We start from the raw sequence: 12,394 nt of genomic DNA, 5'->3' as shown, positions 1-12,394 counted from the left end.
GCATCCGGAAATCTCGCTCGACCGGAAGAGCGGGGAAAGCGCAGTTACAGTGGGTCGGCGGCTGCCGAGCAGCTGCCGCCCGACCGAGAGGACACCGCCGAGCCGTGCCGCTCCTGCGATCGCTCCGGGGTCCCGAGGACCTCCGGGCGCTGCCCCCCGACCAGCTGCCCGCCCTGGCGGCGGAGATCCGTGACGCGCTGGTGACCAGTGTGGCCCGGACCGGCGGCCACCTCGGGCCCAACCTCGGCTGCGTCGAGCTCACCATCGCGCTGCACCGGGTGTTCGACTCACCGCGCGAGCCGATCGTCTTCGACACCGGTCACCAGTCCTACGTGCACAAGATGCTCACTGGGCGCGTCGAGGGCTTCGAGCGGCTGCGCCAGCGCGGCGGCCTCTCCGGCTACCCCAGCCGCGCCGAGAGCGAGCACGACTGGGTGGAGAACAGCCACGCCTCCACGTCGCTGTCCTACGCCGACGGCCTGGCCAAGGCCTTCGCCATCCGCGGTGACTCCCGCCCCGTCGTCGCCGTGATCGGCGACGGCGCGCTCACCGGCGGCATGGCCTGGGAGGCGCTGAACAACATCGCTGCGGCCCAGGACCGCCCGGTCGTCATCGTGGTCAACGACAACGGCCGCTCCTACTCGCCGACGATCGGCGGGGTCGCCGACGCGCTGGCCACCCTGCGGCTGCGGCCGGGGTACGAGAATGCCCTGCTCCAGGTGCGCCAGGCGCTGCACCGGGCGCCGGTCGTCGGCTCGGCCCTCTACGACGCGCTGCACGCCATCAAGAAGGGGCTCAAGGACGTCCTGTCGCCGCAGGGCATGTTCGAAGACCTCGGCATGAAGTACGTCGGCCCGGTCGACGGGCACGACGTCGAGGTGATGGAGTCGGCGCTGCGGCGGGCCCGTTCCTTCGGCGGCCCGGTGATCGTCCACGCCGTCACCACCAAGGGCTTCGGCTACCCGCCGGCGGAGACCGACCAGATCGACGCGTGGCACGCCACCGGCGTCTTCGACCCCGACAGCGGCATCAGTGCCCGCAAGACCGGGCTCGCCTGGACCGACGCCTTCGCCGACGAGCTGGTGCGGGTCGGTGCCGAGCGCCCCGACGTCGTCGCGATCACCGCGGCGATGCTGCATCCGACCGGCCTGGCCCCGTTCGCCGAGCGGTTCCCCGGGCGCACCTTCGACGTCGGCATCGCCGAGCAGCACGCGCTCACCTCCGCCGCCGGGCTCGCGATGGCCGGGATGCACCCGGTCGTCGCCGTGTACTCCACGTTCCTCAACCGCGCGTTCGACCAGTTGCTCATGGACGTCGCGCTGCATCGCCAGCCGGTCACCGTCGTCCTCGACCGCGCCGGGGTGACCGGGGACGACGGCGCCTCGCACAACGGCATGTGGGACATGTCCATCCTGTCGGTCGTGCCCGGCGTCCACGTCGCCGCGCCCCGGGACGAGGCGACCCTCCGCGAGGCGGTGCGGGAGGCGGTCGACATCACGGACGGCCCCTCCGTGGTGCGCTTCCCGAAGGGCGTCCTCCCGCCGGACCTGCCGGCGCTCGAGCGACGCGGGCCGGTCGACGTGCTGCGGCGCGGCGAGCGCCCGGACGTGCTGCTGGTCGCCGTCGGGTCGATGGTGCCGATGTGCCTCGCCGTCGCCGAGCGGGCCGCCGACCACGGCATCGAGGCGACCGTCGTCGACCCGCGGTGGGTGCTCCCGGTGGCCGACGAGCTCCTGTCGCTCGCATCCGGCCACCGGCTCGTGGTCACCGTCGAGGACGGCGGCCGCGCCGGGGGAGTGGGCACCATGCTCACCCAGGCGCTGCAGGACCGCGACTGCGACGTGCCGGTGCGCACCGTCGGGCTGCCCCAGCGGTTCTTCGAGCACGGCAGCCGCGGGCAGGTGCTGGCCGACGTCGGGCTCACCGAGCAGGACGTGGCGCGCCGCATCGCCGAGTGGACCGCCGTCCTCAGCGAGCGCGCCGAGCAGGCTGTCTCCGCCCCTGTCGAGGAAGGCCGGCGGTGATGATCGCCGAGATCCAGGTGGCGCCGTCCCCGCCCGGCACCGCCGAGAACCCGCACGCGCACGTCGAGGCGGCGATCGCCGTCATCCAGGCGTCGGGGCTGCGCTACGAGGTGGGTGCGCTCGGCACGACCCTCGAGGGTGAGGACGACGCGGTGTGGGCCACGCTGCGCGCCGCGCACGAGGCGATGCTCGCCGCGGGCGCCTCGGCCGGGCTCTCGCACGTGAAGGTCGCCTCGGTGAACCGCACGATGGACAGCCTCACCGCCAAGTTCCGCTGAGGCCCCCCGGGAGCTCGCGGATGCAGCGCACGACCAGGTCGTCGGCGCGGGTCTCGGCGTGGGTGCCCTTCGGGCCGGCCTCGCCGAAGGGGATGCGTAGGCCGTGGACGGAGACGACCTCATGCAGCGTGCGGGACACGGGCCTCCGCAGAAATCGGGACCGGCGCCCGGGAGGGGTCGGCAGGACATGCAGTTACCCGCCGGTAACCTGTCCACCGAGCGCGGTCCGGTGCCTCATCGGGGGGCTCCTGGGTCACGGTCCGGCAACGGCCCAAGGGTGTGCTTGCAGCCACACGCCACCTGCGCGCAAGATAACCCGCCGGAATTTCTCTGTAACCCCAACGAAATAGAGGTCCCTCATGGCGCGACGGCGCACGGTGACGACGGCGATCGCGGCGGCTCTGGTCTTCGGGCTGGCCGCATGTGGCGGCGGCGATGCCGACGGCGGCAGCAACGCCGGCAGCGGTGGCGGTGAGGCCGCCGCAGGCAAGATCGGCGTGATCCTCCCCGACACGGCGTCCTCGGCCCGCTGGGAGTCGGCGGACCGCCCGCTGCTGGAGGCGGCCTTCGAGGAGGCCGGTGTCGAGTACGACATCCAGAACGCGCAGGGCGACGCCCAGCGCATGGCCACCATCGCCGAGCAGATGATCACCGAGGGCGTCACCGTCCTGGCGATCACCAACCTCGACTCGGCCTCCGGTGCGGCGATCCAGCGCCAGGCCGAGCAGCAGGGCGTCCAGACGATCGACTACGACCGCCTGACCCTCGGCGGCGAGAGCGACTACTACGTGTCGTTCGACAACACCGAGGTGGGCCGCCTGCAGGGCGAGGGCCTGGCCCAGTGCCTCGGCGACGAGCCGGCGAACATCGCCTATCTCAACGGCTCGCCCGACGACAACAACGCGACGCTGTTCTCCTCGGGTGCCCACGAGGTCCTCGACCCGATGGAGCAGTACACGGTCGTGGCCGAGCAGGCCGTTCCCGAGTGGGACAACCAGCAGGCCGCCACCATCTTCGAGCAGATGTACACCCAGGCAGGCGGTGACATCCAGGGCGTGGTGGCCGCCAACGACGGCCTGGCCAACGCGGTCGTGTCGATCCTGGGCCGCAACAACGCGGCCGGCCAGGTGCCCGTCACCGGCCAGGACGCCACCGTCGAGGGCCTGCAGAACATCCTCGCCGGGAACCAGTGCATGACGGTCTACAAGCCGATCGAGCAGGAGGCCAGCGCGCTGGCCGAGCTGGCCGTCTCCCTGGTCATCGGCGAGGAGCCCCAGACCGACGGCACGGTCGAGGACCCGGAGGGCCAGCGCGAGGTTCCCTCGGTGCTGCTCGAGCCGGTCTCGATCTTCCGGGACAACGTCAAGCAGGTCATCGACGACGGCTACCAGTCCGCAGCGGACGTCTGCACCGGTGAGTTCGCCGCCGCCTGCACCGAGCTCGGCATCTCCTGATCCATCCGGCCGGGGCACCCGTACGCGGGTGCCCCGGCCGCGTGGTCCCCGCCCTGCGGGTCCCGGGTCCGCCGGGCCCGCAGGGCGTCACACTGTCTCACCACGGTCCCCTCCGGGCCGATTCCATGCAGGAAAGGACGCAGCGGTGTCCGCACCCGTTAAGAGCACGCCCCCCCCGACCCTGGAGCGGCCCACGCTGAGGCTGCGGGGGGTCGAGAAGAGCTTCGGGGCCGTCCAGGTCCTGCACGGCGTCAACCTCGACGTCTACCCCGGCAAGGTGACCGCGCTGGTCGGCGACAACGGAGCCGGCAAGAGCACGCTGATCAAGTCCATCGCCGGCATCCACCCGATCGACTCGGGCACCGTGGAGTTCGAGGGAGAGCCGGTCCAGCTGACCGGGCCCCGCGACGCCGCCCGGCTGGGCATCGAGGTCGTCTACCAGGACCTCGCGCTCGCCGATAACCTGGACGTCGTCCAGAACATGTTCCTGGGCCGCGAACGCAAGCACGGCATCGTCCTGGACGAGGCCTCCATGGAGGAGGCCGCGCGCGACACGCTGGCCAAGCTGTCCGTGCGCACCCTGAAGTCGGTGCGCCAGCTGGTCTCCAGCCTGTCCGGTGGTCAGCGGCAGACGGTCGCCATCGCCAAGGCGGTCCTCTGGGAGTCCAAGCTGGTCATCCTGGATGAGCCGACCGCGGCCCTGGGCGTGGCCCAGACCCGCCAGGTGCTCGACCTGGTCCGTCGGCTGGCCGACACCGGCCACGCCGTCGTCTTCATCACCCACAACATGGTGGACGTCTTCGAGGTGGCCGACCGCGTGGCCGCGCTCTACCTCGGCCGGGTGGCCGCGGACGTCCCCATCTCCGACGTCGACCGGACCCAGGTCATCGAGCTGATCACCTCCGGTCGTTCCGGCGAGCTGGGGCTCGCGCCGGACGCGCTCGAGGACTGAGAGGACTTCCATGTCGAGCAACACCCTGACCGCCGCCGAGGCGAGCGGGCCGCAGAAGCCGGCCGCGGGCTTCGAGGGCGACCGCCAGGACAACACCATGGGCGGCGCCGTCCGCGGCTACCTCAACAAGCTGCGCGCGGGCGACCTGGGCGCGCTGCCGGCCATCCTGGGCATCGTCGTCCTGGGCATCCTCTTCACGATCCTCCGGCCCGAGACGTTCCTGACGCCGCTGAACCTCTCCAACCTGCTGGTGCAGTCGACGCCGATCATGGTGCTCGCGATGGGGCTGGTCTTCGTCCTGCTGCTCGGCGAGATCGACCTGTCCGCGGGCGTGGTGAGCGGGGTCTGCTCCGCGGTGCTCGCGCAGCTGCTGGTGCAGGTGGGCGTCTCGTGGCCGATCGCGGTGCTGGCCGCCATCGCCACCGGCGCGGTGATCGGCGTCTTCACCGGCAGCCTGGTCGGGATGGTCGGCATCCCGTCGTTCGTCGTGACGCTGGCCCTGTTCCTCGGTTTCCAGGGCGTGACCCTGCGGATCATCGGACAGGGCGGCACGGTGCCCGTGCGCGAGCCGGTCATCCGCGCCCTGGCCAACGAGAACCTGCCGGTCACGCTGGGCTGGATCCTGGCCGGGGTCGTCGCCCTGGCCTACGCGGCGCTCGAGCTGTGGCGCTGGCGCTCGCAGAGGGCCCGGGGCCTGGCGCACCAGCCCCTGGCGCTGGTCCTGGCCCGCGTCGTCCTGATCGCCGCGGTGGTGTTCGGCGTGACCGCCATCCTCAGCGTCGACCGGGCGCTGGCCGCCGCGATCGACCTCGCCGGCATCCCGTACGCGGTGCCGCTGGTCGTGGTGCTGCTGCTGGTCCTCACCTTCGTGCTCTCCCGCACCGCGTTCGGGCGGCACATCTACGCGGTCGGCGGCAACGCCGAGGCCGCGCGCCGGGCGGGGATCAACGTGACCCGGATCCGCGTGATGGCGTTCGTCATCTCGTCGAGCCTCGCCGCGATCAGCGGCATCCTGGCCACGTCGCGGCTGAGCTCGGTGACGCCGGACGCGGGCGCGGGCAACACCTTGCTGTATGCGGTCGGGGCGGCGGTCATCGGTGGCACCAGCCTCTTCGGCGGCCGGGGCAAGGCCCGGGACGCCGTCCTGGGTGGCCTGGTGATCGCGATCATCGCCAACGGGCTGGGCCTGCTGGGGGTGGCGGCCTACCTCAACTTCGTGATCACCGGTGGGGTGCTGCTGCTGGCCGCGAGCGTCGACGCGCTGGCCCGGCGCCGGGCGTCCACGGCCCGTCGATGACCCCTGCCGCCCGCCGTGCTCAACGCCGGCGGGCGGCAGGTGACCACGCCGACGCCGGCGTCCTCCGCTCTGCGCGGTGGGCGCCGGCGTCGTCGTCCGTCCCCCGGCCCCGGCGCAGGGACCCGCCGCGAGCTTGCGAGCGGTGGGGGGGCGTCGGGGTCCTTTCTCAGGCCCGGTTGACCGCGTCGGTCAGCACGTCGAGCGTGAGCTCGACCTGCCACGCCCGGGCGCCGCCCGAACGCAGCGCCGCGGCCACCGCCGCGGGCTCCCGGGGCTCCGGCGGGCTCCACACCAGCCGCCGCACCAGGTCGGGGGAGAGGATGTTCTCGACCGGCACCGCGTGCTTCTCCGACAGCTCGGCGAGCCCGGCGCGGGCGGCCTGCAGGCGGGTGGCGGCGGCGGGGTCCCGGTCGGCCCAGCGGTTCACCGGCGGCGGCCCGTCCCCGGGCTTGCTGTGCAGCGGGAGATCGTTCTCCGGCAGCGCCTTGCCGCGGGCCAGCGCGGTGAACCAGTGCGCGACCAGGCGCCGGTTGGCGCGCCCCCGGAACACCGGCAGCTCCAACAGTGCGCCCTCGTTCCTGGGGTCGGCCTGCACCGCCGCGACCATCGCCGAGTCGGGCAGCACCCGGCCGGGGGCGACGTCGCGCCGGCGGGCCAGCTCGTCACGGGCCTCCCAGATCGCCCGCAGCATGCCGAGCTGACGGCGGCTGCGCAGCCCGTGCACGCCGGAGGTGCGCCGCCACGGGTCCTGCTTCGGAGCCGGCGGGCCGGCGGCGAGGATGGCCTCGAACTCCTGGCGGGCCCACTCGGTCTTGCCCTGCTGCTCGAGGAGCGCGGCGAGGGCGTCGCGGAGGTCGACGAGCACCTCGACGTCGAGGGCGGCGTAGACCAGCCACTCCTCGGGCAGCGGGCGGGTGCTCCAGTCGGCGGCGGAGTGCCCCTTCTGCAGCGAGAAGCCCAGCAGCGACTCGACGACGGCGCCCAGGCCCACGCGGGGCAGTCCGGCCAGCCGGGCGGCCAGCTCGGTGTCGAACACGCGGGACGGCGCAAGGCCGATCTCGGCGAGGCAGGGGAGGTCCTGGTTCGCGGCGTGCAGCACCCACTCCGCGTCGGCGATCGCCTCCTGGACCACTGACAGGTCGGGAAGCGGGATCGGGTCGAGCAGGCCGGTGCCGGAGCCGTTGCGGCGCAGCTGCACCAGGTAGGCGCGCTGGCCGTACCGGTAGCCGGATGCGCGCTCGGCGTCCACGGCGACCGGCCCGGTGCCGCCGCGCAGCGCCTCGGCGTACTCGACCAGCTGCGTAGAGGTCTCGATGACCGGGGGCAGCCCGTCGCGGGGGACGAGGAGCGGGATGGGCTCGGGAGCCGCGGCCGCAGCCACGGCCTCCGGCGCCTCGGGAGTGGGCTCGGTGCTCAGTTGCCGTCCACCTTCTCGCCGGTCCTCGTCGTCGGTGCACCGGCGCCCGGTCGGGGTCCACCGCGGCGGCCGCGGGATCCTGGGCAGGAGCACCGGCTCAGGCGGGCGCCGGGCCCGCTGTGCCGCACCGATGTTAGAGAGTCTCGCTACCGACCCGGTCGGAGGGACCCAGCAGCCGCACGCCCGGCGGCGGCAGGCCGGCCGCGTTGCCCAGCACGTCGAGCCAGGCCAGCAGGTGCCGGTCCAGATCGGTGCCCTCGGCCGTCCACGAGGCGCGGATCTCGACGTCGACGGAGTGCTCGGGGCCGGCCAGCTCGCCGAACCGGGTGGACGCGGTGCGGGTGACCGTGCCGCCGACGGTGTGGTGTACCGCCCCCGACTCGTGCAGCGCGTCGGTGAGCCAGCTCCAGGCCACCTCGGAGAACATCGCGTCGTCGACCAGCTCCTCGTCGGTCGCCGCCGAGAGGTAGCCGACGCAGCGCACGGTGCCGTGCCACGCCTCGTGGCCCTGCGGGTCGAACAGGACGATGAACCTCGCGCTGGCGATCTCGACGTCGTCCTCGTCGTCGCCCTCCGGGTCGGGCACCCGCGCACCGATCGCGTGCGCGAAGGGGGCCAGCCGTTGGGGGGCGGGGATCGAGCCGAGCTCGATCTCCGGGCGGGCGCGCACCCCGGCCAGGACCTCCAGGGCGGCGCGGAACGCGGCGGGGACGGCATCGGCGTCCCTGCTCTCGTTCCCGGCGTCGGCCAGGTCGCGCGGCTCCACGTCCGCAGACTAGGCCGGTCAGCAGCGCAGGCGCGCCGACGCGCCGCACGCGGCCGGGACGCGGCGGACCGGCGGACACCGGCCGTCTGGGAGGATCGACGCTCGTGAGTCCCGCTCCCGCGTCGGCGTCCCCGGCCGATTCCGACCTCGTCCGCGCCGCACGTGGCCTCCCGGTGGGCCGCACTCCGGTCTGGTTCATGCGCCAGGCCGGCCGCTCGCTGCCGGAGTACCGGGCTCTGCGCGCCGGCACGTCCATGCTGGCGGCCTGCCAGGACCCCGACCTGGTCACCGAGATCACGCTGCAGCCGGTCCGCCGGCACCAGGTCGACGCCGCGATCCTCTTCTCCGACATCGTGCTGCCGTTGGTGGTCGCGGGGATGGACATCGAGATCAAGCCGGGCATCGGCCCGGTGGTCGCGAACCCGGTCCGCACGGTCGCCGACGTCGACGCCCTGCCCGATCTGGTGCCCGAGCAGCTCGGCTTCCTCGGAACGGCGGTGCGCTCGCTCGTGGCCGAGCTGGGGCCGACGCCGCTGATCGGGTTCGCCGGCGCGCCGTTCACCCTGGCGACCTACCTGATCGAGGGCGGCCCCTCCAAGGAGCACGCCCGCACCAAGGCCTTCATGTACGCCGAGCCGGAGGCGTGGTCGCGGCTGCTGCAGCGGTTGTCGCTGTCGGCGGCGACCTTCCTGCGCGCCCAGGTCGACGCGGGCGCCTCCGCCGTGCAGCTGTTCGACTCCTGGGCCGGCGTGCTGTCGGCGGCCGACTACGCCGAGCGGGTGCTGCCGCACTCGCAGGCGGTCTTCGCCGGGCTGGGGGAGCGCGACGTGCCCCGCATCCACTTCGGCGTGGGCACCGGCGAGCTGCTGCCGCTGATCGGCGACGCGGGCGCCGACGTCGTCGGCATCGACTGGCGGGTGCCGCTGGACGAGGCCGCCCGCCGGGTCGGCCCCCACCGCTCGCTGCAGGGCAACCTCGACCCCGCGGTCCTGCTGGCCGATCGCGACACCGTCGAGCGGGAGGTGCGCCGGGTCGTCCGCCAGGCCGAGGGCGCGCGCGGGCACATCTTCAACCTCGGGCACGGGGTGCTGCCCGACACCGATCCCGACGTGCTGACCCGCGTCGCCGCCCTGGTGCACGAGCTGACGGCGCGATGACCCGGCTCGTCGTCGTCGGGGCCGGGATCACCGGGCTGGCCGCGGCCTTCGAGTGGCGCCGGCGCCGGCCCGACGACGAGATCGTCGTCGTGGAGGCCGGGGACCGGATCGGCGGCAAGCTGGACCGGATCCGGCTGGCCGGCACCTGGTACGACACCGGCCCCGAGGCGCTGCTCGGCCGGGTGCCGGAGGCGGTGGGCCTGGTGGAGGCGCTCGGGTGGGGCGACCGGCTGGTCGCGCCGGCGACCACCCAGGCCTCGGTGGTGCTCCCGGAGGGCCGGTTCCCGCTGCCGGCCGGCACCGTCCTCGGCGTGCCGGCCTCGGCCGACGGCCTCGACGGCGTCCTGACCCCGACCGGCGTGGCCCGGGTGCGCGCCGAGGTCGAGCTGCCGCCGCTGTCCCTGCCCGACGGCGACGTCGCCGTCGGCGGGCTGCTGCGCGAGCGGCTCGGCGACGAGGTGGTCGACCGGCTGGTCGAGCCGCTGCTCGGCGGCGTCTACGCGGGTCGCGCCGACGAGCTGTCGCTGGCCGCCACGATGCCGGCGCTGGCCGCGCAGGTGCGTGGTGCGGGCTCGGTGCTCGAGGCGGCCGCCGCCGCCCGCGACGCCGGGTCACGTAGCCGGTTCGACGCCGACGGGCCGGTGTTCGTGACCGTCGACGCCGGGATCGGTGCGCTGCCGGCCGCGCTGGTCGAGGCGGCGCGCGCGGAGGTGCGGCTGCGCACCCCCGCGCACGGCCTGCGCCGGACCGCCGGGGGCTTCGAGGTCTCGGTCGGGACCGCCGCCGCGCCGGAGGTGCTGACCGCCGACGCGGTCATCCTCACGGCGCCGGCGACCAAGGCTGCGCGGCTGCTCGGTGAGGTCGCCCCCCGCGCCGTCGACCCGCTCCGGGGGATCCCGTACGCCTCCATGGCCGTCGTCGCGATCGCCTTTCCGGTGCAGGACGTCCCTGCCGGCTCGGGCCTGCTGGTGCCGCCGGTGACCGGCCGGCTGGTCAAGGGCGTGACCGTCTCCTCGGCGAAGTGGCCGCACCTGGCCGGCGGCGAGGCGCTGCTGGTGCGGTCGTCGGTGGGGCGCTTCGGCGACGAGTCGCAGCTGCAGCGGTCCGACGAGGAGCTGGCCGCGGACGTGGTCGCCGACGTCGCCGAGCTGCTCGGGCTCTCGCGCCCCGAGCCGCTGGAGACCCGCGTGGCGCGCTGGGGCGGTGGCCTGCCGCAGTACCTGGTCGGCCATCCGGAGCGGGTCGCGGCGGCCCGGGCAGCGGTCGGCGAGGTGCCGGGGCTGGCCGTCGCCGGCGCCGCGTACGAGGGCGTCGGCGTCCCCGCCTGCATCCGCGACGCCCACCGGGCGGTCGACGCCCTCGCGTGATCCGGCCGCCGGGTCCGCAGCGCCGAGACGGGCGCCACGGTCGGACCCGGGCATGGCGGACCGGTCGCCGCCGTTGACAACGGAGTGACATCGGTGCACGACTCGACACGCACGTTCCCCGTCCAGCATTCGCCGGCCCGCTGCCTGCGCCACCACGTGTGGATGGCCGCGTGCGGCGACTGCCGCGCCGCGCACGCCGGTAACCGGCGGGATCGCGCGGCGACGGCGGGCTGAGCCCCCGCGTGGTCGCGGCCGTCGCCGTCCCGGCGGCGGCCGCGACCACGCCGGACCGCCTCTCCACGGCTCACGCCCCCCGGGAAGGAGATGCCGGTGCGGGGGGACAATGGCGGCATGAGCGAGCAGCAGGTCGAGGAACGCAGCATCGGCAAGCGGGCGAACGAGCTCAACGCCAGCATCCGCTACACGATGTGGTCGGTGTTCAAGCTGGCCCGGCCGTTCGGTGACGAGCAGCGGACCGCCGCGGCCGACGAGGCCGCCGCGCTGGTCGAGGAGCTGGCGGGCAAGGACGTCGTCGTCCGCGGCACCTACGACGTGAGCGGCCTGCGCGCCGACGCCGACCTCATGGTCTGGTGGCACTCCTCCTCGGGCGAGGCGCTGCAGGACGCCTACACGCGCCTGCGCCGCACCGCCCTGGGCCGGCGGCTGGAGCCGGTGTGGTCGCAGATGGCGCTGCACCGGCCGGCGGAGTTCAACCGCAGCCACATCCCGGCGTTCCTGGCCGACGAGGAGCCGCGTCGCTTCGTCTGCGTCTACCCGTTCGTGCGGTCCTACGAGTGGTACCTGCTGCCCGACGAGGAGCGGCGGGACATGCTCAAGGAGCACGGCATGCAGGCCCGCCCCTACCCGGACGTGCGGGCCAACACCGTGGCCTCCTTCGGCCTGGGCGACTACGAGTGGATGCTCGCCTTCGAGGCCGACGAGCTGCACCGCATCGTCGACCTCATGCGCGACCTGAGGGCCAGCCGTGCCCGCCGGCACGTGCGCGAGGAGGTGCCGTTCTACACCGGCACCCGCAAGCCGGTGCAGGAGCTGGTCGCCGACCTGCCGTGACGCAACTCTGAGGGTGTTCCTCGCCCCCCGGCAGTCCTGCAGGACGGCCGGAGCGGGAGGAATACCCCCAGAGAGCGTTGAGCGACCTACTCGGCCGGCTGGAGCCTGATGCTGACGCTGTTGATGCAGTAGCGGTCGCCGGTGGGCGTCTGCGGGGCGTCGTCGAAGAGGTGGCCCAGGTGGCTGTGGCAGGTGGCGCACAGCACCTCGGTGCGGACCATGCCGAAGCTGCGGTCCTCGCGGAGGATCACGTTGTCCTCGGCGGAGGCCTCGTAGAACGACGGCCAGCCGCAGTGCGAGTCGAACTTGGTCTCCGAGCGGAACAGCTCCGCGCCGCACGCCCGGCACTCGTAGACACCGACGGTCTTCGTGTCGACGTACTCGCCGGTCCACGCCCGCTCGGTGCCGGCCTGGCGGAGCACCGCGTACTCCTCCGGGGACAGCTGCGCCCGCCACTCCTCGTCGGTCTTGCTGACCTGGGGCTTCTGAGGGGAGGTCGTCATGGCCGGACCAACGATCACCCCCGGACCACCATTCCCGGCGGTCACCACCCCGGTCCGGTCTTCCGCGCCCGCGGCTGAGCAGGCACCCCTGCCCCCGCCGCGGGCACG

General features: G+C 74.0%; 11 protein-coding genes. 8 read left to right on the top strand and 3 right to left on the bottom strand.

Annotation, left to right across the window (positions count from 1 at the left end):
• Positions 1 to 104 precede the first annotated feature (104 nt).
• The 5 genes from dxs (at position 105) to ABC795_RS11055 (ending at position 6,005) form a co-directional block, all read left to right on the top strand.
• A complete protein-coding gene (dxs, locus tag ABC795_RS11075) occupies positions 105 to 2,024 on the top strand; it encodes a 1-deoxy-D-xylulose-5-phosphate synthase (protein ID WP_347057241.1) in 1,920 nt (639 codons plus the stop codon).
• Positions 2,024 to 2,302: a thiamine-binding protein gene (locus tag ABC795_RS11070; RefSeq protein WP_347060712.1), complete on the top strand. Its 279-nt coding sequence runs from the start codon at positions 2,024 to 2,026 to the stop codon at positions 2,300 to 2,302. Before dxs ends, ABC795_RS11070 begins: the two co-directional genes overlap by 1 nt.
• Before the next feature lie 359 nt (positions 2,303 to 2,661).
• Entirely contained in the window at positions 2,662 to 3,756 is a 1,095-nt protein-coding gene (locus tag ABC795_RS11065; RefSeq protein ID WP_347057240.1) for a substrate-binding domain-containing protein, read from the top strand.
• Between the two features lie 145 nt (positions 3,757 to 3,901).
• Positions 3,902 to 4,708 (top strand): ATP-binding cassette domain-containing protein, encoded by an 807-nt coding sequence (locus tag ABC795_RS11060; RefSeq protein WP_347057239.1) that lies wholly within the window; start codon positions 3,902 to 3,904, stop codon positions 4,706 to 4,708.
• Between the two features lie 10 nt (positions 4,709 to 4,718).
• Entirely contained in the window at positions 4,719 to 6,005 is a 1,287-nt protein-coding gene (locus ABC795_RS11055; RefSeq protein ID WP_347057238.1) for an ABC transporter permease, read from the top strand.
• Between the two features lie 166 nt (positions 6,006 to 6,171).
• Here the strand turns inward: ABC795_RS11055 and ABC795_RS11050 are convergent, their stop codons facing one another.
• Together ABC795_RS11050 and ABC795_RS11045 are read right to left on the bottom strand one after the other, a co-directional pair.
• Complete coding sequence (locus ABC795_RS11050) at positions 6,172 to 7,515, bottom strand: ribonuclease D (RefSeq protein ID WP_347057237.1); 1,344 nt, start codon at positions 7,513 to 7,515, stop codon at positions 6,172 to 6,174.
• Positions 7,516 to 7,555: 40 nt separating this feature from the next.
• Positions 7,556 to 8,188 carry a DUF3000 domain-containing protein gene (locus ABC795_RS11045; RefSeq protein WP_347057236.1) on the bottom strand — a complete coding sequence of 211 codons (633 nt, stop codon included), beginning with the start codon at positions 8,186 to 8,188 and terminating at the stop codon, positions 7,556 to 7,558.
• A 104-nt stretch (positions 8,189 to 8,292) separates the two neighbouring features.
• Here ABC795_RS11045 and hemE point away from each other — a divergent pair, with 104 nt between their 5' ends.
• The 3 genes from hemE to hemQ all read left to right on the top strand — a co-directional run bounded on the left by hemE (position 8,293) and on the right by hemQ (position 11,783).
• Positions 8,293 to 9,345, top strand: coding sequence for a uroporphyrinogen decarboxylase (hemE, locus tag ABC795_RS11040; protein WP_347057235.1), 1,053 nt, complete (start codon positions 8,293 to 8,295; stop codon positions 9,343 to 9,345).
• A complete protein-coding gene (gene hemG / locus ABC795_RS11035) occupies positions 9,342 to 10,712 on the top strand; it encodes a protoporphyrinogen oxidase (protein WP_347057234.1) in 1,371 nt (456 codons plus the stop codon). Before hemE ends, hemG begins: the two co-directional genes overlap by 4 nt.
• A 351-nt stretch (positions 10,713 to 11,063) precedes the next feature.
• On the top strand, positions 11,064 to 11,783 hold the full coding sequence (gene hemQ / locus ABC795_RS11030; RefSeq protein WP_347057233.1) for a hydrogen peroxide-dependent heme synthase: 720 nt from the start codon (positions 11,064 to 11,066) through the stop codon (positions 11,781 to 11,783).
• 86 nt (positions 11,784 to 11,869) lie between these two features.
• Here hemQ and msrB read toward each other — a convergent pair whose 3' ends face one another.
• A complete protein-coding gene (gene msrB, locus ABC795_RS11025; protein ID WP_347057232.1) occupies positions 11,870 to 12,286 on the bottom strand; it encodes a peptide-methionine (R)-S-oxide reductase MsrB in 417 nt (138 codons plus the stop codon).
• Positions 12,287 to 12,394 lie beyond the last annotated feature (108 nt).

The sequence above is a fragment of the Blastococcus sp. HT6-30 genome, from assembly GCF_039729015.1.
Classification (GTDB): domain Bacteria; phylum Actinomycetota; class Actinomycetes; order Mycobacteriales; family Geodermatophilaceae; genus Blastococcus.
Note: the sequence above shows the minus strand (reverse complement) of the source record. Positions and strands in the feature narration are given on the sequence as shown.